The following is a 19,723-nucleotide window of genomic DNA, read 5'->3' on the forward strand; positions in this document are numbered from 1 at the left end:
AAATATTTCATAATTACCGTCTCTCAGGCAGGCCAAAAACTCTGAGAGCAATCATATTTCTTTGACTCTTATATTTTTCAGGTATGTAGGACCAGTTTCGTTATGTGACGTCATTTGCAAACACAGCATCAGTGACCTTGGCGTAGAGGACTTCGCGACGCTGAACCGAAAAATCTTGGTTTGCCACGATGTAGCTCGAGGAATCTCTTCAAACTGTTTGGAGAGATTTTGGTCAACGGTCACGCTTAGAGTAACTGGCACTATATAATCGAAACTCAACTCAAGCTCCGTACCTGTTTCGATTCTTTGGAAGGGCTTGGTAATATAAATCTTTCTATAGTTCACAGTTGGCAATGGTAACGCCTCTAGGACGTACTCGCCGGAAAGCAATGTTATTCTAGAGTGATGAGGTGCTGAACTTAGCGACCAATGATTCCAGTCATAGTCCTCAAACGTAGTCAAATCATCCAACCCAGCCTTGACCCCATAACTCCTCACCCGACACGCCACCGCGTCAGTCTCAACCGCCCCCGCATGCAATCCCACCTTCAATACAACAGCCAACTTCGAATCAGCCTTACACCCGCGCAACCACTCCACCTCAGCCAAATAATCAAGCCCCCCTTCCTGATCATGCGCCGCCCCGACAAACTGCTCCTTGACGCGCTCTCCACCACTCGTGAACGTCTCCACATACCTTAACCAGATCGGTAATCCCGCCTGCTGAAATGGCCAAGCCTCACACAAAACCTTCGTGTCATCGTTGAGCATTCCAACATCCAGCACCTCACCATCAAAACCCTCAAGTTTCGGCATCGGCATGCTCGATTGCAGCAACTCGCCAATCAACAACGTCACGCTCTGCACAGGCGTCGGCTGGCCATTGACGATCAAGTTGTATTTCAATTCCACACTGCGCTGCAGATTTGCCCCGGTGATAGAAGAATCGATATCGAATTGCACTTTCGACTGTCCCGCCACCGGCTTGTGCTGGGGAGGCACTGAGCCGGCGCCGGGTCCGCCGGCGATTTCCAGTTGCACTTCGTGATTGGCGCCAAACGTCGAAGTGTCAAACACCACGGTAAATCCGCTTTGATGCAGATTCGGGTTCAGCCTGTAATCGGGCGCCTGCACAACCGTTGGCGGTTTCAACTGACTGGCTTCGCCGGTGACCGCGATCACAATGTCATTGGAGGGGCGCGCAGGTGCGCCGGCGCGCAGCAGCTGAAAGCCGACCTTGGCCGAACCGTTGACGATCGCTGTGATCTTGTCGTTCGGGATCGGGAAGTCGTGATGGCCGGGCACGCTGTCGACAGTTTTTTCCAGCGGGCCGACGGTCACGGGCTGTCCTCCAGACGTCGTGCCGGACCAGGTCAGGACGACCTTGTCACCAGCCTGGTAGTCGGGGCCTGTGAAGTAAACCCGGGCAGCGGCGTCGCTCGTGCCCAGTACCTTCAGGTCGATGGTGGTGACGTTCTGGCCGTTGACCCAGATCGTCGGCGCCGGCAAGCGATTGTTCAGATCCACCGAGACGTAAGTGATTTTCGCCCACCGCGCCTTCGGATCCGGCAGATTACCCACCCGGTCGACGACCTGATAGCTCACTTCGATATTGTTGCCGTTGCCCTGCGCCCTGATGACGTCCTCGGTGAAGGTAGCGAAGATCGGATGGTTGACCGGATCGTCGATCTGCTCTCTGGTGACCGGGTAGTACGTCACCACCTGATCACCCCAACGGCACCGAATGGTGTCGAAGATGGCGATGTTCTCATAGGGTACGATGTTCATGCGGATTCCCCGCCGGGCCAAATCCTCATTCACGCCATTGGACGGATCCGGACTAAGCGTATAGATCAGGCCGGAGTTGCCTTCTTCGCTGTCGCTATCGGTGCCACCTGGTTGTGTGAGTTGGACCCACACACGCCGTACCGGCTCGGAGCTAACCGGGTCCTGACCCAAGCGCTGTACGGTGTAAACGATCAGTGCTTCGCCATTGGTGACTTGACCCTTGGGGACTTTGAATTCGAGCCGCTTATTCAAGTTGCTTTCATCGACCGGAATTGTCCCAACCTCGACGCCATCAAAATACATTTTACAGTTGTCATACATCGCCATCCCTACCCACGGATCTACGATGATCAGCAAATCATTTTCGACGGTCTCGAGCGAAATGCCACCGTCGTAGCCCCCATCCTTCAAAACGGCCTGTTTCAAAACAAAGGGTGGATTCAGAGCGAGAATGCGGTTTTCATCCGGCGTCTGGTTCATGTCGATGCTCCATTACGGCCTGTTGCACGGTGCGAGGCGCTGGAGTCATGTAAGCGGATTCAGCGGTAGGGCGCACCTGTCAGATCTGACAGGTGCGGACGTATTTCCGATAAGTGGTCGCGAGTTGCACCAGCAGCGAAACGCCGACAGATCAAAGGATCGCAGCCTTCGGCAGCGCCTACACGAACTGTAGGCGCTGCCGAAGGCTGCGATCTTTTGCTTTTAGAAGTAATACGGGAATTTCAGGCTGAACGAAAAGTCCGGCGCATCATCGGTCATGCCGATCGACAAGTTCGGCACGATCGTCAGGTTGTCGGTGGCTGCGATGGTCATGCCGACGTTGAAGTAACCGGCGTTGGCATCACTGGACACTACCGATTCCCAATCGCCGCCGTCCTGTTTCAGCTTGCTTTTGCGTTGCACCAGGTCGGAGACCGAGAACGACATACTCATCTTCTCGTTGAGCGCGAAGGCGATACCGGCACCGATCTGGAAGCTGTCGCCGATGCGCACTTTGCCCGGGTTTTTCTGATTGACCGTAGAGCTGATGTCGTCGAACGACTCCTCGAGGTTGTGGGTGTAGGAAAGGCTGCCGAACAGCACCGCCGGGTCAAACGTCTTGACCAGCGAGATACCCGGCGTGATCGACCAGACGCCGTTGCCGGTGGGCAGGGTGTCGGGGACGAACAGGTTGGAGTTGGCGTCGGTCTGGCGCAGTTTGATGCCGAACGGGTCTTTGCCGGTCGGCGCCTTGACGCGCAAGGTGACGACGGCGTCCGGGGTGTTGACCGATTCGTCGAGGAACTTGTAGGCGATACCGAAGTTGACGTCGCCGATGGTTGGATCCTTGGTGACGGTTTCTTCTGTTGTTACGCCAGCCGCGCCCTCGTTGCCGCCGCCGGATTGATACGTCGACTCGCGATAGATCACCGGCACGTTCAGGTCGAACTGCCAGCGGTTATCGAAGTTGTAGCGGCCGGTGAGGTCCAGGGTCCAGGTGTCGGCCTTGATCCGGTCGAGGTTGATGTTGCCCAAAAAGATCGAATCCAGCGCAAGGAACCCGTTGAGGATCAACTGGCGGGTGTCATAGCGCGAATAGGTCAGGCCGGTTTCCACGCTGAACTTGCCGCCGCCGAAGAAACCGCTGGCTTCGTCATACAGGTTGGAAACGCTCTGCGCCGGTTGTGAATCATCGGCCAGCGATTGACCGTAGGAAGCGCCACTGCCCCCGGCGGCGCCTCCCGATGCAGCGGCCGCACCGGTGCCTGTGGCGGCTCCGGCGGCGACGCGATTGCCTTTCATGTCGGACGGCGATTTCGCCAGCCGTTTTGGCGGTGGGGCAGAGGGTGTCTCTTCTACCTGGCGGACCCGTTGTTCAAGTACCGCCAGCGCTTGTTGTTGTTGTTCGTATCGTTGTCTCAGTTCCAGAAGTTCCCGTTTCAGGGCTTCTACATCGGCGTCGGGTGCTGCTTGCAGCATTGCCGCCGGGAGAAGGGTACTCAAACACACTGCGGCACGCAGTGATACTGATCGATACATGAATAAGCCGTCCCTTTAAGCCCAATGATCGAGACTCAGCGTAGTTCAATATCCGATATTGCGTAGGGCCCCGAGTTGGGTCAGGTTGCAATCCAGTGCACCGGCGCTTCTGCCGTTATTGTTAAGTACGACGTTGAGTTGCGTAAGGTTGTTGACAACGTTGGCGCTGCCCAGCAATCGGGTGTTCTGCAGCAGCCCGCCCTGGGCGACCTGTTGCAGCGCGGTGCCCTGATTGCCGCTGGCCTGAATGGCCATTTGCACGCCACCACCATTGGCCGAAACCGCGACACTGCCGGCGCCGTTGCTGCCAGTAATGGTTTGTCCGGCGATAAGGGCCTGGCCTTGCGATGGCACCAGTGCCGGCGCCTGACTGGCTTCGCTGACGTTGATCGCGACGTTGTTGTTGGCGGTGTTGCCATCGCCGGCGGCGCGTACGCTTTGCGTCACACCCTGGCTGCTGTTGAGGCCGGCGCCACCGATTACGCTGCCGGTGCCTGCGGTGAGGGCGCCGCCGTTGCCCGACTCCTTGATGGTCGAGACGTAGAATTCCGGTTTGACGGTTGCGGCCTGGATCTGCATCGAGGTCGCGGCCCCGATCAAGTCGCCGCTGGCGTTGCGCCAGGTGCTGCTCATGACAATGCCGAAGCTGATGATCCGCCCCGGCATGACGTAACGACCGCGCAGCTCGGCGAGCTCCTGGTCCTTGATTTCGATGGGTTTGAATCCGGCATGGGCTAAACCTGACGCACTCGCTGCCAGGCAGGCGGCGGCCAGCCAGTATGAGCTTTTCATCTGCTGCTCCCGGGACATCCAGTCCCATTCTCTAACTCGGCGATTAAAAGAAGTCGCTCTGAATGAACCCGAAATCCATCAATTCCGCATCTTTGACCGGGTTGAAACTGTCCAGCGAGTTCTTCGCCGTCAGCGGCACCGGAGGGCTGCGCAAGGCGTTGGCCTTGTCGTAACCGGGGCCGACGATGGCAAAGACAATGCCGTTCCAACCTTTGACAAAGTCGTCGTGCTTGTAGCGCTTGTGGCCGAGAACCGGGTCACCGATGTAGACCCAATCCTTGTCCGAACGCTGCAGGACGACGAAATGCTTGTAACCACGAATGTCCATCAGAACCACCACCGGAATGGTCACCGCTTCGAGTTTCTCGGGCGGGATCCGGTAGCCACGGGCGCGCATGCCGATGCTTTCTACGTAGCGCTTCATGTCGAGCATGGAGAAACCCTGGGTTCGCACCAGGTCCTGGTCAGCGTTGACCAGCATGCCTTTGATGATGTGCTCCTCATCGACGTCGAGCCAATAGGCCTGGCGCAGGACCGTCGCCAGTGCAGCAGCGCCGCAGCTGAAGTCGGTTTTCTGTTCGACGATGTCGGCAAACTTGCGCTCACGAATGCTTTGCACATCCTTGTAGACCAGCACGCCACCCGGCAGGGCAGCGACGGGCATCTGGGCCGCCTGAGTCAGGCCGCACAGACAAAGCAGAGCGAGGAGGGCAGGAGTCCGCATGATCGAATACGCCTTGTGGAACCGAGGAAAAGCCCCGTTGCCGGGGCTTTCGTTTCGATCGCGATTACATGCAGGCTTTGCAACCTGCGGCGATGGACAGCGAGTTGCTTTGTTGGTTGCCCACACCCGCCGAGACGTTGGCTCCGCCGTTGCCGGAGAAGTTGTTCATCGAGTTGGTCATGTTGGCGTTGTTGACGACAGGGGTTTTCCAGCCATCTTTGGTCAACACTTGTTGGGTGGTGACGCCAGCGAGGCCAAAAGTACCCACGGCTTCGAACTTGGCTTTCTGATCATCGTTGCCACCATGGCCGCCGCCACGGTTACCCCAACCACCATGGTCGTTGTCGTCTTCGATGGTCGCAGTGCCTTTGGCTTTGAACACGCCAGCGGCTGCATAAGTACCGGTAAGGGTGTCGGTTTTGTAAGCCTGCACGCCTTTGTTTTCCACGACCAGGCCAGTCGAGGACTGGTTGGCAGAGGCGGCAGCCTGCGCTACACGACCACCGGAAACGGCGATGGCGAGGTTGTTTTTCTGTTGGTTGAAGTTGCCGGCGGTCACGTTGATGCCGATGTTGCCGGAACCGTTGTTGCCAGTATTGGTGAGGTTGGCGTTGTTGAAGGTGGAAGAGTTTTTCACGTAGTTGTTGTTGTTCACCTGAGTCGCGCTCGAGGCGGCAACAGCATTGCCGAAGATGAAGCTTTCGTCAGCGGTAGCCAGCGCAGCAGCGTTGTCCTGCTGGTTGCCGTCGCCGCCCGCCACGTTGGCACCCATGTTGCCGTTGGAGCCGTTGAGCGAGTCGCTGGCATTGGCGTTGTTCAGGGTGCCCTGGTTTTTCACCACGTTGCCGTCGCTGTTTTGTGCGTCAAGTACAGCGGCGCCGGCGCCTGCGGTGATCTGCAGCAGTTGTTCAAGATTCGGACCTTGTGGCTGGCCGTGACCATTGCCGTGCCCGTTACCATGACCGTCGTTGTCACCACGGCCGCCAGCCTGTGCTGCCATTGCCATCACTGCTGCGAGTGCGAAAACCAGTGGTTTGAGAGCCATTGTAGGTTTCATGGTTGTTTCTCCGTCGTGCTTATTAGTTGGTTAAGTGTTGGGACTTTTCTAATTGCACTGCTTTTTGTTTGGGTCAGTCTGCGACCCGGATGCTCAGGGTGTTAGCCATGCGGTTCCCCACCCCGGCACTCTGGTTCACCTGGATTACCCCGCGGCTGCCGGTGAAGGCCTGATCACTGGTCGTGACCTGGCGACTGCCGATTGAGGTACCAGTTGCTCCTGAGCTCGGTATAAACGCCACGTTCTGTTGTGAAAGGGCGCTGTCGTCAACGCTCTGCGGGCCGGCACTGATGCTGACGCGCGTAACGTTGGCCATTTGGTTGTTGGCACCGGCGCCCTGGTTAACACCGAGGATGCCGTTGCCATTGCTGAAAGAGTTGCCGCCGATGTTGGCGCTCGCGTCGATGGCGCGGCTGGCGGGCGTGTCGATGGTTTGCCTGACGCTGGTGGTGGCATGGGCTTCGGTGCCGATGGCAATCGCCTTGGTGTTGGCTTGTTGCATCTGGTCACCGGCAGCCTGGTTGACATTGAAGTTGCCGCGATACTGAGCGCCGGAATCCTGAATGTTTGCCTTGTTGACTGAAGCCGAATCGGCCATGGCGCTGGTGCAGCCGAGCAGGGCAAGAAGCAGCAGGGTGCGATTCATGTCATTGGCCTCCGGCCATGCGAGTCAGAGGCGCCAGCCCGGTACTCATCGCCCGGTTGACCGTGTTGGAGATCGAGGCGCCAGAACCACCGCCGCTGCCAGTACGCATGCCGGGCAGGCCGTTCTGATTGGTCAGGGTGTTCATGCCGGGCAGGTTGGAACTGGGCGTGGTCATGTTGCCGCGAATCGATGAGCCGCTGGCGACACTGGCGAAATCACCGTCAGTGAGTTCGGTACTGCTGAGGGTCTGGTTGATCCGCGCCGAAGGGTTGGCGTTGACCGTGGTCGGATAGGGGTCTTTGCCGCCATTGCGCCCGATCGCGATGGGTTGAACGTCGCGGTTAAGGACGATCACGCCGTTGCCTTCAGCCTGGGCGCTGACGCTGATCAAAGCGCTGGCGGCTGATCCGATCAGCAGGAGGCAGGTCAGGCCTTTATTGAATTTCCCCACGGCTGCAATTCCTTCTTCAGTGGGCTGGGTTATTCAGCGTTGTGAAGGAGAGAGCGAAAGCTGTGCCGGTTTTGAATTATCTTTTTATTTCAACGGCTTAAATACTTTGGGAAGTTCCCTGTTGCGGGCACTGTTTCAGCGCTGAGACACAGGGCGGATCGCTTGCGGGGCAATGGGCGCCGGAAAGCTCTGGAACAAGGGTTTGCGCCGAGGTGTTTCATCGGCGTAACAGATCACGTGACGCAAGGATGAATGACGCTTGGGCGGGGCCTTTGCGCGGTCGGGAGTGTTTCAAAAACGGACAGTTTTGCGTTAAAAGCTGCCGGGCGGCTCATCTGGACAGCAAACGCTCGACCGCCGCAAAGGCTTGTGTCTGGCGTTCGGCCCAATTGCCTTTGATCACTTGCAGCGGCTGTTGGTGCTGGATCAACCAAACGCGGGTGGCTTCGTAGAACGCCATGCGATCCGCAAGATCCGGTTGGCAGCGCTGGCCGTCTTCGGTCCAGTCGATCTGTTGCGGGGACAACAGCAGGTGCAGGTCGTAATGGCGCGCCAGTAACTCGGTTTCCAGCCAGGCCGGGCAGTCGCCATACAGAGTCTGGCTCCAGAGGATGTTGCTGAGCAGGTGGGTGTCGAGAATCAGCAGTGGGGGCTGTTTTGCGCGCGCCTGATCTTCCCATTGCAACTGGCCCCGGGCGATATCAGGGATATCCGCAAGGCAAGTGTCGCGTGGGTTGTCTTCGATGAACCGACGAACATATTCATCAACGCGCACGCCGCCGAAACGCTGCTCCAACCCTGCCGCCAGCCAGCTCTTGCCGGTGGATTCCGGGCCGGTGAGAACGACGACTTTCATGTGCGCAATGCCGGATCGGCACGCCATTCCCGCCAGCCTTGCACGGCGAGCAGGGTAAACAGCGCGTACAGGGCGGCGGTCAGGTACAGGCCTTTGTAGATGAACAGGCCGACAAAGATCACATCGAGGACGAACCACAGCGCCCAGCATTGCAGACGTTTTTGCGCCATCCACAGTTGCGCGACCAGACTGAAACCGGTGAGCGCGGCATCGAGCCACGGCTGTGCGGCGTCGGTCCAGTGCGCCATCGCCGCGCCCAGCAACACACTGCCGATCGCCCCAACGCCGAGGCCGAGCACCATCGAGCGTGGATCGAGGCGGGTAACCTGGCGACCGTCATGCATCGTCCCGGCGCGGGTCCATTGCCACCAGCCGTAGATCTGCAGCGCGGCGTAGATCACTTGCAGCAACATGTCCGAATACAGCTTCACCTCAAAGAAGATCCAGCTGTAGAGCAACACCATGACCAGCCCGATCGGCCAGCACCACGGATTCTGCTTGACCGTCAGCCACACGGCGATGACACCGAGGGCAGCGGCAAACAGTTCAAGCCCGGACATGAGTGATCCTTGGGGGAGTTGAGAAGGGGGCGGATTGTACTGCATTAGTCAGGTCAAAAGCCCCTCACCCTAACCCTCTCCCGGAGGGAGAGGGAACTGATCGCGTTGTTTGGTCGAGGTACGCCGACCTGGAATAACGCGTCGAACGCAGATCATGAAAAGCGCAGTGATCTGCGATCAAAAGCCCTTCACCCTAACCCTCTCCCGGAGGGAGAGGGAACTGATCGCGTTGTTTGGTCGAGGTACGCCGACCTGGAATAACGCGTCGAACGCAGATCATGAAAAGCCCAGTGATCTGCGATCAAAAGCCCCTCACCCTAACCCTCTCCAGGAGGGAGAGGGAACTGACCGCGTTGTTTGGTCGAGGTACGCCGACCTGGAATATCGCGTCGAACGCAGATCATGAAAAGCGCAGTGATCTGCGATCAAAAGCCCCTCACCCTAACCCTCTCCCGGAGGGAGAGGGAACTGACCGCGTTGTTTGGTCGAGGTACGCTGACCTGGAATATCGCGTCGAACGCAGATCATGAAAAGCGCAGTGATCTGCGATCAAAAGCCCCTCACTCTGACCCTCTCCCGGAGGGAGAGGGAACTGAGCGCGTTGTTTGGTCGAGGTACGCCGACCTGGAATAACGCGTCGAACGCAGATCATGAAAAGCGCAGTGATCTGCTCCCTCTCCTCGGGGAGAGGGCTGGGGTGAGGGGTGGGCTCACCTCGGTGACCGGTCAGACCCGGAACTGGCGCAGCAACCCGTTGAGCTGTTCGCTCAGTTGCCCAAGCCGCAGGCTGGCTGCACTGGACTGCTCAGCCGCCAACGCGGTGCTATGGGAAAGCCCGGCCGCCTGGGTGACGTTCTGGTTAATGTCCTCAACCACCTGCGCCTGTTGCAGCGTAGCGCTGGCAATCGACGCATTGAGACCGTTGAGATTACGTAACGCCTGGCCAATCGCATTAAGGCTCGCTCCGGCCAGTCCCGCCTGTTCAATGGTCAGTTGCGAGGCCTTGCTGCTGTCGCCGATCACCTTCACCGCAGCCTCCGAATGATTCTGCAAACGCTCGATCATCGACTGAATCTCCGCCGTCGATTTCTGCGTACGCTGGGCCAGCAAGCGCACCTCATCGGCGACTACGGCGAACCCGCGACCCTGTTCTCCCGCGCGCGCCGCTTCAATCGCCGCGTTCAAGGCCAGCAGGTTGGTCTGTTCGGCAATCGAACGAATCACCTCCAGCACGCTGCCAATCTGCGTACTCTCCGCCGCCAGGGTGCGGATCACTTCCACCGCTTGATCAATCGTGCCCGAGAGCTTGTCGATCTGTTGCAGGCTGCCGTCAATATTGATCTGCCCCTGTTGCGCCTGCGCTTCGGCATCGCGCATTTCTGCGGCGGCGTGTTCGGCGTTTTTCGCCACGTCCTGCACGCCGTAGGTGACTTCGTTGATCGCTGTGGCCACCAGTTCCATCTGCTGCGACTGCTGCTGGCTGCGCTGCTGCGCCTGCGAGGCATCGTTACCCAGCTCGCTGGAAGACTGGCCCAAAGCGCTGGCCGAGACCTGCAGATCACCAATCACTCGGCGCAGCTTGGCCGTGAAGGCATTGAAATGATGGGCCAGTTCGGTGACTTCATCCTTGCCATGGGTATCGAGGCTGCGGGTCAGGTCGCTTTCGCCGCTGGCGATGTTGGCCATCGCATTCACGGTTTCCTGCAACGGACGGACGATGCTGCGTGCGATCAGGATCACCAGCAGCGCCATGATCAGCGCAATCGCCAGGCCGATCGCCGACGCCTTGATCATTTGTCCTTGGAATTCTGCCTGCACATCGTCGACGTAAACGCCGGAACCAATCACCCAGCCCCACGGCTCAAACAGCTTCACATACGAGGTCTTGGCAACGGGATCAGTCGCCCCCGGTTTCGGCCAGCGATAATTGACCATGCCCGCGCCTTTGGCCTTGGCGATGGCGACCATTTCGTTGAACACCGCAAAGCCGTCCGGGTCGCGGATCGCCGAGAGGTTCTGGCCTTCAAGTTTGGGGTTGGTCGGGTGCATGACCATCACGGGCGTGAGGTCGTTGATCCAGAAGTAGTCGCTCTGGTCGTAGCGCAGGCCACGGATCGCGGTCAGCGCCTGCTTTTGCGCGGCATCCCTGGTCAGGGTGCCAGCGGTCTCAAGACCTTGGTAATAGGTGAGCAGGCCGCTGGCGGTCTGCACCACGTGCTGGGTTTTCTGCGCCTTGGCGTGGTAGAGGTCGTCATGGATCTGCTTGAGCATCAGCACGCCCAAGGTCAGCAACATGACCACCGCCACGATCAAGATGAGCCACAAGCGTCGGCTGATCGACACACTGCGCAAGCTGTTCATAACGCTGTCACTCCGGATTCTTGTTCTTGTAATAAACGATCGCCAGCATCCAGCCACCGCTGTGGGCTCGCGATTGCGCGACTTGAGCCGCCTAACGCGGGGAGCGCTATTAAGGCTTGTCTGTTAGGATTTCGGCCCCGCGCGCGAAAACCTGAATCCGGTTTTGATATTTCACGGAATTTTTACCGTTTCGTGTGGATCCTGTGCGCGCGCAATCGCTACAGCTTTTACCGGCTACGCTGGACGCAGTGAACGAAAAAATACTATCGGGGCATGCCCGCGTGCATCGCTCTTTGGGGGATTGATGGATCTTTGGACCGCCTTGCAGGCACTGATTCTAGGAGTTGTAGAAGGGCTGACGGAGTTTTTGCCCATTTCGAGTACCGGACACCAGATCATCGTCGCCGATTTGCTGAACTTCGGCGGCGAACGGGCCATGGCGTTCAACATCATCATCCAGCTCGGCGCGATCCTCGCGGTGGTCTGGGAGTTTCGGCGCAAGATCCTCGACGTGGTGATCGGCCTGCCGACCCAGCCGAGCGCACGACGTTTCACCGCCAACCTGCTGATCGCCTTCCTGCCGGCCGTAGTGCTCGGCGTAATTTTTGCCGATCTGATCCACGAATACCTGTTCAACCCGATTACCGTCGCGGCGGCGCTGGTCATCGGCGGGATCATCATGTTGTGGGCCGAACAGCGCCAGCATGAAGTGCATGCGGAAACCGTCGACGAGATTCGCTGGACCGACGCGCTGAAAATCGGCTTCGCGCAATGCCTGGCGATGATTCCCGGCACCTCGCGTTCCGGCTCGACAATTATTGGCGGGTTGCTGTTCGGCCTGTCGCGCAAGACGGCCACCGAGTTCTCGTTCTTCCTCGCCATGCCAACCATGGTCGGTGCGGCGGTGTATTCCGGTTACAAATACCGCGACCTGTTCGTACCGGCGGATTTCCCGGTATTCGCCATTGGTTTTGTCACGGCGTTCATCTTCGCCATGATTGCTGTACGCGGCCTGCTCAAGTTCATCGGCAGCCACAGTTATGCAGCGTTCGCCTGGTACCGGATTGCCTTCGGCCTTTTCATTCTGGCGACCTGGCAGTTCGGCTGGGTGGACTGGTCGGCGGCCAAGGCATGAACGATTCCCGCTCGCGCCGCCCTGAGGGACGACCTTCAGGCGGGTGCCTTCAGCATCTGAAGTTGAAGCTTGGGGTGCTGCTGATCGTCTGCGCGCTGCCGCTGTTCGGCTCGCTGTCGATGTGGTTCAGCGGCATCTCGCGGGTGCCGTTGGCGGCGTACGGGATTGTCAGTGTGCTGGCGTTCTTTCTGTATTGGGCCGACAAACGCAAAGCCCGCGCCGATGCCTGGCGCACGCCGGAAAACATACTGCATGCGGTAGAACTGGCGGGTGGCTGGCCGGGTGCTTTGATCGCGCAGCAGGTATTCCGACACAAGACGCGCAAGGTATCGTTTCAGATTCTGTTCTGGGCGATCGTGTTGCTGCATCAGGTGTTCTGGATTGACCAGATTTTCCTCGGTTCCAACCTGTTGTCTTTGATCTAAAGAACACACTTACCTCTGTAGGAGCTGCCGAAGGCTGCGATCTTTTGGGACGCAGAGCGTCCCCGGCTGCATTCCCACGCAGAGCGTGGGAACGATCAATCCTCGCTGATGAGTCGCCTGACAAACCGCCTTCGCGAGCAGGCTCGCTCCCACAGGATTTGCGTGCTTACAAAAGCAGGCCGATTTGGGTTTTCTTAGGCAACTTGCCCACCACCAGTTGATGCGATCGCTGCAACAAACCCTGTAATTCCTCGGCACCCAGCGGGTAGGGCGGGTGCATGATGATCCACTGCGCCCGCGCCAGATACGGCGCCGGATGAATCCCCGGGCGGTCGCAATGGCCGAGAAACAGATCCTTGTCGACCTTGAACGCCAGCGAATCCCCACGTAATCCCTGCAAGGCAAACATCTTGTTGCCGGCAATCGAGAACACCCGCACGCCGCCCCATTTGTAATCTTCCCGCGCGCCGGGCAGGGCAAGACAAAACTCGGCAACTTCGGCTTCGCTCATTCTTCCTTGTTTCATAGAAATCTTTCCCCGCAGGCATTGAACGATTCGACCAGGTGATCGATCCATGCGCGCACCGCCGGCATTACCCCGCGCCGGTGCGGATAGACCGCTTGCAGCCAGCCGCCAGGCAATGACCATTGCGGCAGCACTTGCACCAGTGTGCCGTTACGCAATTCGGTTTCGCAGAACATCATCGGCAGCACGGTAAAGCCCTGACCGGCGAGCACGCAGGCCTTGCGCACCACGAAGTCATCAATGCCCAGCCGCGCTTCCATGCTCAGATCGACGCTCTTGCCTTGCTGATCGAGCAGACGCACATGAACCATGCGGTCGGCTTCCAGCGCGCCGAGTACCTGCAGGTTTTTCAGGTCCTGCGGATGAGTGATCGTCTTGCCTTGCATGAACGCCGGGCTGGCGATCACCACCGCCTGAGCCTGACGCAAGCGCCGGGTGACCAGCAAAGGATCTTCATCACCGTGATCGCGCACACGCAAGGCGACATCGATGCCTTCGGTGACCAGATCGACCCGGCGGTTGAGCAGGACGACCTCCAGCTGCACCTGAGGAAACTTGCCGAGAAAGTCGCTGATCACCGTCGGCAGCATTTCATGGGCCAGACCGGTCGGGCACGACACCCGCAAGCGTCCGCGAGGCTCGCTGGACATGCTCGCCACCGCCTCGTCAGCCATTTCCGCTTCCAGCAGCATCGCCTGACAGTGGCGCAAGTAGCGTTCGCCCACGGCTGTTAGGCTCAGTTGGCGGGTAGTGCGTTGCAGCAGACGTGCACCGAGGCGCTCTTCCAGCTCGGCAATTCTTCTCGAAAGCCGTGACTTGGGAATACCGAGCAAACGCCCGGCGGCGGCAAAACCGCCGGCTTCGACCACTTTGGCGAAATAGTAGAGATCGTTGAGGTCCTGCATGCGCGTTTCCAGTCGTTCTATCAATGGGACGAACTATCGCATTGTCGGCGACTAATCAGCTATTGGTTTGTTGCGTAGGATTGTCTCCATTCCGTCGCCGCCGGCGATTCTTTCAGGAGAACCCACATGAAACTGTTGCACATCGATTCGAGCATTCTCGGCGACAACTCGGCTTCCCGTCAGTTGAGCCGTCAAGTCGTCGACGCCTGGCAAGCCGCCGAGCCGAGCGCCGTGGTCACCTACCGCGACCTGGCCGCCGATGCGATCAGCCACTTCTCGTCGACCACGCTGGTTGCCGCCGGCACCACCGCCGAACTGCGCGACGCTGCGCAACAGCACGAAGCCGAGCTGAGCGCTTCGACCCTGGCCGAATTCATCGCTGCCGACGCCGTGGTGATTGCCGCGCCGATGTACAACTTCACCGTTCCAACCCAGCTCAAAGCGTGGATCGACCGCGTCGCCGTCGCCGGCCAGACGTTCCGCTACACCGAAGCCGGCCCTGAAGGCCTGTGCGGCGGCAAGAAAGCGGTGATTGTGTCGACCTCTGGTGGCATCCATGCCGGTCAGGCCAGCGGCATCGCTCACGAAGAGTATCTGAAGCTGGTACTGGGCTTCCTCGGCATCACCGATATCGAAATCGTCCGCGCTGAAGGTCTGGCCTATGGCGAAGAAGTGCGCAACAACGCCATGAGCGCTGCGCAAGCGAAGATCAGCGAGCAACTGTTCGCCGCCGCGTAAGGCTTGCGTAAAGAACAGCGTCTGTTCAGGCAATCCCCAAAAAACTCTGTATTCTGATTCCGCAAGGGCTGATTACGGAGTTTTTTGTTTCTGGCTGTTACATAATCTGGCCCGGGTTATGCAGTTTCAGCACATCCGACGATGTGGTCCGACAGGGTGGGGCATTCATGAGGCATCTTTGTGCAATGTTGCTGATTTGCCTGCTGGGCAGCCTGAATTCAGTGCAGGCCGCGCCGGGGCGGCACCCTGTCTGGAGCGTCGGTTATCACGAGATGACCTTTCTCGACCCGCTCGATCTGCAACCGATGCGCGCCATCGCTTTTTACCCGTCCAGTGACCGTGAGCATATGAGTTTGCTTGAGGGCTATTCGGTCGAGGCTGGAGAAGACACCAAAGTTGCCATCGGCCGCTTTCCCATGTTGATGCTCTCCCATGGTAATACCGGCACGCCGCTGGCCTTGCATGATCTGGCCACTTCGCTGGCGCGCAAGGGGTTTGTCGTGGTGGCGGTGATTCATCCCGGCGACAACTGGCGCGACCATAGCCGACTTGGCACTTTGAGCAATCTCTACGGGCGGCCAATCCAGATTTCCCAAGCGATCACCGCGACGCTCGCAGACAACATGCTGGCGCCGTTCGTCAATGCTGATCAGGTTGGTGTGATCGGTTATTCGGCTGGAGGCGAGACCGCGTTGATTCTTTCCGGGGCGCAACCGGATCTGGATCGTCTGCGCCGCTATTGCCAGGAACGCCCGGACGATCACGATGCCTGTAACACCCAGGGTGAACTGATTGTTGATCGCGATGACTTGCAGCCAGTGGCCGATCCACGGGTTCACGCGTTATTGCTGATGGCACCGCTGAGCCTGAAGTTCGGCCGCCACACCCTTGCCGATGTGCACGTACCGGTGCTGCTCTACAGCGGCGACGGCGACAAACTGGTGGCCTTCGATAAAAACGCCGCCGCCCTGGCGCGCAAACTGCCCACCGCGCCGGACTTCAAACTGCTCGCCGGAGCAGGGCACTTCGTGTTCATGGCGCCGTGCACCGAAGAGCAGATCCGCGCCATGCCGGCGTTGTGTACCGATGCCGACGGGGTGGATCGCGAGGATATACACCGCAACCTGATCTCCGAGGCCGGACGGTTTTTTGCCCAGGCACTGGGTAAATCGAGCAGGGCGGGGATGCAGACGGCGGATCAATAACTCAAACACCGCATTCCCCTGTGGGAGCGAGCCTGCTCGCGAAAGCGGTGAGTCAGCCAGCGCATCTTTCTCTGACACGACGCCTTCGCGAGCAGGCTCGCTCCCACGGAGATTGAATTGTCTGTTTTCAGGGAAGTGCACGACGCTTGAGCAACAAGGTCAGGCCCAACCCGGTCACCGACAACAACGCCGCGCTGAAGAAAATCCACGAATAGCCCAGATTCAACGCCACCGCGCCCATCAACGGTCCCGCGATCGCCAGCGCCAGATCGAAGAACACTGCATAAGCCCCCAACCCTGAACCACGACTGGAACTCGGCACCTGTTTGATCGCTTCAACCCCCAGCGCCGGGTACACCAGAGACAGCCCAAACCCCGCCAGCCCTGCGCCAATCAACGCATACGCAGTGGAGGGCGCCAGCCACAACAGCACCAGCCCGACAGTTTCAACCGACATGCAAACGATGGCCGAGGCAAACCCGCCAAACCGGGCAATCGCCGAGATGAACAACAGCCGCGACAGAATGAAACACACGCCAAACACGGTCAGGCAGTACGCCGCACCGGTCCAGCCTCGGTTGAGATAATAAAGGGTGATGAACGTGGTCAGCGTGCCGTAGCCGATCGAGGCCAGCGTCAGGCTGGTGCCGTACGGCGCAATCTTGCCGAATACGGCCCAGAACGAAAGGCGCTCGCCACGAATCACCGGCACCGAAGGTTTGTTGCGGATCAACCACAGCGCGCCTGCCGCCAACGCCGACAGCGCGATGCCAAGGCTGACAAAGCCATATTCAGCGACCATCACCACGCCCAGTGGCGCACCAATGGCAATCGCGCCGTAAGAAGCGATGCCGTTCCAGCCGATGGATTTTGCCGTGTGCTCGACACCGACCTGGCCCATGCACCAACTGATGGTGCCGACACCGATCAGGCCTTGGGCAATGCCAAGCAGCAGGCGCCCGGCAATCAGAATCAACAGGCTGGTCAGCGGAAAACTTTGCAGCAAGGTCGACAGCAACGTCAGCGCGCCGCTGAGGACAATCCCCCACAAGCCATAAATGATCGCCCGCTTGGTGCCCAGGGTATCTGACATGCGCCCGGCCATTGGCCGGCTGAGCAGGGTGGCGAGGTACTGCGAACCGATCACCAGCCCGGCAATGATCGCACTGAAACCCAGTTGCTCATGGACATAACCGGGCAGTACCGCAATCGGCAACCCGATACAGAGAAAGGCAATGAAGGTATAGAAAACGATGGAGACGATCTGCAGGGTGATCGCCAGGGAGCTTTGCGGTGGCAGTGGCTGCGCAGACATGAGCACTCGTTCGCGGGCGGCGGTGGGAGAGTTGCCGACATCATGGCGCGGGGCTGGGATAAAAGAAAGCAGGCTAACTACTTTCCCTTGGGATTGATGGGGCTGCTGACGGCCCCTTCGCGAGCAGGCTCGCTCCCACATTTGAAATGCATTCCCCTGTGGGAGCGAGCCTGCTCGCGAATATCTGCGCACCAGCAATGTCCAAACGCCGAATGCAAAAAGCCCCGTCACAGAGGACAGGGCTTTTAACTTGCAGCTTGCAGCTTGAAACTAAAAGCTGCTCTTAGAAAACGACGCCTTGGCTACGCAGGTAGTCGTCATAAGTGCCGCTGAAGTCGGTCACGCCGTTCGGGCTCAGCTCGATGATGCGCGTGGCCAGGGACGATACAAACTCACGGTCGTGGCTGACGAAAATCAGCGTGCCCGGGTAGTTTTCCAGCGCCAGGTTCAGTGCTTCGATCGATTCCATGTCCAAGTGGTTGGTCGGTTCGTCCATGATCAGCACGTTGGGCTTTTGCAGGATCAGCTTGCCGAACAGCATGCGACCTTGCTCACCACCGGAGATGACCTTGACCGACTTGAGGATCTCGTCGTTGGAGAACAGCATCCGGCCCAAAGTACCGCGAATCATCTGCTCGCCCTGGGTCCACTGACCCATCCAGTCGAACAGGGTGACGTCGTCTTCGAAGTCGTGAGCGTGGTCCTGAGCGTAGTAGCCCAGTTCAGCGGCGTCAGTCCATTTCACGCTACCGGCATCCGGGGTCAGTTCGTTGACCAGGGTGCGCAGCAGGGTGGTCTTGCCGATACCGTTCGGGCCGATGATCGCAACGCGCTCGCCGGCTTCAACCTGGAAGCTGAAGTCCTTGAACAATGGCTTGCCATCGAAACCCTTGGCCATTTTCTCGACCATGACCGCCTGTCGGTGCAGCTTCTTGTTCTGCTCGAAACGAATGAACGGGCTGACGCGGCTGGAAGGCTTGACCTCGGCCAGCTGGATCTTGTCGATCGCCTTGGCGCGGGAGGTGGCCTGCTTGGCTTTCGAGGCGTTGGCCGAGAAGCGGCTGACGAACGATTGCAGCTCGGAGATCTGCGCTTTCTTCTTGGCGTTGTCCGACAGCAGTTGCTCGCGGGACTGGGTCGCCACGGTCATGTACTCGTCGTAGTTGCCCGGGAACAGGCGCAGCTCGCCGTAATCCAGGTCAGCCATGTGCGTGCACACGCTGTTCAGGAAGTGACGGTCGTGGGAGATGATGATCATCAGGCTGTTACGCTGGGTGAGGATGTTTTCCAGCCAGCGAATGGTGTTGATGTCCAGGTGGTTGGTCGGTTCGTCGAGCAACAGCACTTCCGGATCGGAGAACAGTGCCTGCGCCAGCAACACGCGCAGTTTCCAGCCTGGCGAGACTTCGCTCATCGGGCCGAAATGCTGTTCCAGCGGAATGCCCAGACCCAGCAACAATTCGCCGGCACGGGATTCGGCGGTGTAGCCGTCCATCTCGGCGAACTCGGTTTCCAGCTCGGCGACGGCCATGCCGTCTTCTTCGGACATTTCAGCCAGCGAGTAGATGCGATCGCGCTCGGCCTTGACCTTCCACAGCTCTTCGTGACCCATGATCACGGTGTCGATCACGGTGAATTCTTCGTAGGCGAACTGATCCTGGCGCAGCTTACCCAGACGCACGTTCGGCTCAAGCATGACCTGACCGCCGGACGGATCGAGATCGCCGCCGAGGATTTTCATGAAGGTCGACTTGCCGCAACCGTTGGCACCGATCAGGCCGTAGCGATTGCCTGCGCCGAATTTGACCGAAACGTTTTCGAACAGCGGCTTGGCGCCAAACTGCATCGTGATGTTAGCTGTGGAGATCAATTACCTTACCTATCAATGGGTTAGAGCTGGTCTGTGGTGCTTGGTACCGGACTTGAATACCAATCTGGAGCTTTTCCAGCTCCCCCCAGTCTGTGCTTGAGTTGAGCCAACGCGCATAAGCCGTCCGCAACTGGGGCCGTTGAAGGCAAGCTGCTGAGCGACGAGTACGGGGTTCTTGTTGGACATTGGCGCGCATTGTCGCATAACTCAGACGGCAGTTATATGGCAGGCAAACGGGCGTACGCATCGGCTCGTCCGAGCAGTCCCCGATATCCGCTGATCAAAATCTCGAAAACCCGAATGAACTCACTCGGCCATTTTCACTTCGGAAAGTGGAGCAGCAGCCATTT

General features: G+C 58.8%; 18 protein-coding genes. 4 read left to right on the forward strand and 14 right to left on the reverse strand.

Translation table 11 applies throughout. The features are described from left to right. Positions 1 to 51 precede the first annotated feature (51 nt). The 10 genes from PSH90_RS13500 to PSH90_RS13545 form a co-directional block, all read right to left on the reverse strand. Positions 52 to 2,268, reverse strand: a complete 2,217-nt coding sequence (locus tag PSH90_RS13500) for a hypothetical protein (protein ID WP_305383094.1) — start codon at positions 2,266 to 2,268, stop codon at positions 52 to 54. Positions 2,269 to 2,490: 222 nt separating this feature from the next. After that, positions 2,491 to 3,807: a hypothetical protein gene (locus PSH90_RS13505; RefSeq protein WP_110645251.1), complete on the reverse strand. Its 1,317-nt coding sequence runs from the start codon at positions 3,805 to 3,807 to the stop codon at positions 2,491 to 2,493. A 45-nt stretch (positions 3,808 to 3,852) separates the two neighbouring features. Next, complete coding sequence (locus PSH90_RS13510; protein WP_252876272.1) at positions 3,853 to 4,599, reverse strand: hypothetical protein; 747 nt, start codon at positions 4,597 to 4,599, stop codon at positions 3,853 to 3,855. Between the two features lie 43 nt (positions 4,600 to 4,642). Continuing rightward, entirely contained in the window at positions 4,643 to 5,323 is a 681-nt protein-coding gene (locus tag PSH90_RS13515; protein ID WP_024012915.1) for a C39 family peptidase, read from the reverse strand. A 64-nt stretch (positions 5,324 to 5,387) separates the two neighbouring features. Further along, the gene (locus tag PSH90_RS13520) at positions 5,388 to 6,380 is read right to left on the reverse strand and encodes a heme utilization protein (protein ID WP_252869514.1); all 993 of its coding nucleotides are present in this window, start codon (positions 6,378 to 6,380) and stop codon (positions 5,388 to 5,390) included. Between the two features lie 73 nt (positions 6,381 to 6,453). Then, positions 6,454 to 7,026 (reverse strand): adhesin, encoded by a 573-nt coding sequence (locus tag PSH90_RS13525; protein WP_095179986.1) that lies wholly within the window; start codon positions 7,024 to 7,026, stop codon positions 6,454 to 6,456. A gap of 1 nt (position 7,027) precedes the next feature. Beyond that, entirely contained in the window at positions 7,028 to 7,477 is a 450-nt protein-coding gene (locus PSH90_RS13530; protein WP_150742105.1) for a hypothetical protein, read from the reverse strand. 331 nt (positions 7,478 to 7,808) lie between these two features. After that, positions 7,809 to 8,333 (reverse strand): AAA family ATPase, encoded by a 525-nt coding sequence (locus tag PSH90_RS13535; RefSeq protein ID WP_305383095.1) that lies wholly within the window; start codon positions 8,331 to 8,333, stop codon positions 7,809 to 7,811. Continuing rightward, a complete protein-coding gene (pnuC, locus tag PSH90_RS13540) occupies positions 8,330 to 8,893 on the reverse strand; it encodes a nicotinamide riboside transporter PnuC (protein WP_041479688.1) in 564 nt (187 codons plus the stop codon). The genes PSH90_RS13535 and pnuC overlap by 4 nt, the downstream gene beginning before the upstream one ends. 726 nt (positions 8,894 to 9,619) lie before the next feature. Continuing rightward, positions 9,620 to 11,254, reverse strand: coding sequence for a methyl-accepting chemotaxis protein (locus tag PSH90_RS13545; RefSeq protein WP_095179989.1), 1,635 nt, complete (start codon positions 11,252 to 11,254; stop codon positions 9,620 to 9,622). A gap of 304 nt (positions 11,255 to 11,558) precedes the next feature. On the opposite strand from PSH90_RS13545, the gene PSH90_RS13550 reads away from it, so the two are divergent. Next, positions 11,559 to 12,389 (forward strand): undecaprenyl-diphosphate phosphatase, encoded by an 831-nt coding sequence (locus PSH90_RS13550; RefSeq protein WP_016774688.1) that lies wholly within the window; start codon positions 11,559 to 11,561, stop codon positions 12,387 to 12,389. Then, positions 12,386 to 12,814, forward strand: a complete 429-nt coding sequence (locus tag PSH90_RS13555) for a DUF1294 domain-containing protein (protein ID WP_252887929.1) — start codon at positions 12,386 to 12,388, stop codon at positions 12,812 to 12,814. The genes PSH90_RS13550 and PSH90_RS13555 overlap by 4 nt, the downstream gene beginning before the upstream one ends. A 166-nt stretch (positions 12,815 to 12,980) precedes the next feature. Here PSH90_RS13555 and PSH90_RS13560 read toward each other — a convergent pair whose 3' ends face one another. Further along, positions 12,981 to 13,340, reverse strand: a complete 360-nt coding sequence (locus PSH90_RS13560) for an MmcQ/YjbR family DNA-binding protein (RefSeq protein ID WP_110645259.1) — start codon at positions 13,338 to 13,340, stop codon at positions 12,981 to 12,983. Then, on the reverse strand, positions 13,337 to 14,245 hold the full coding sequence (locus tag PSH90_RS13565) for a LysR substrate-binding domain-containing protein (RefSeq protein WP_305383097.1): 909 nt from the start codon (positions 14,243 to 14,245) through the stop codon (positions 13,337 to 13,339). The genes PSH90_RS13560 and PSH90_RS13565 overlap by 4 nt, the downstream gene beginning before the upstream one ends. 126 nt (positions 14,246 to 14,371) lie before the next feature. Between PSH90_RS13565 and PSH90_RS13570 the strand changes: the two genes are divergently transcribed. Further along, entirely contained in the window at positions 14,372 to 14,983 is a 612-nt protein-coding gene (locus tag PSH90_RS13570) for an FMN-dependent NADH-azoreductase (RefSeq protein ID WP_305383098.1), read from the forward strand. Positions 14,984 to 15,150: 167 nt separating this feature from the next. Beyond that, entirely contained in the window at positions 15,151 to 16,188 is a 1,038-nt protein-coding gene (locus PSH90_RS13575) for a dienelactone hydrolase (protein ID WP_150635350.1), read from the forward strand. A 127-nt stretch (positions 16,189 to 16,315) separates the two neighbouring features. Here PSH90_RS13575 and PSH90_RS13580 read toward each other — a convergent pair whose 3' ends face one another. Next, on the reverse strand, positions 16,316 to 17,503 hold the full coding sequence (locus PSH90_RS13580; protein WP_056785939.1) for an MFS transporter: 1,188 nt from the start codon (positions 17,501 to 17,503) through the stop codon (positions 16,316 to 16,318). 283 nt (positions 17,504 to 17,786) lie between these two features. Beyond that, on the reverse strand, positions 17,787 to 19,373 hold the full coding sequence (locus PSH90_RS13585) for an ABC-F family ATPase (RefSeq protein WP_016774693.1): 1,587 nt from the start codon (positions 19,371 to 19,373) through the stop codon (positions 17,787 to 17,789). Between the last annotated feature and the right edge of the window lie 350 nt (positions 19,374 to 19,723).

Origin of the sequence: Pseudomonas sp. FP1762 (assembly GCF_030687105.1) — a bacterium.
Classification (GTDB): domain Bacteria; phylum Pseudomonadota; class Gammaproteobacteria; order Pseudomonadales; family Pseudomonadaceae; genus Aquipseudomonas; species Aquipseudomonas siliginis.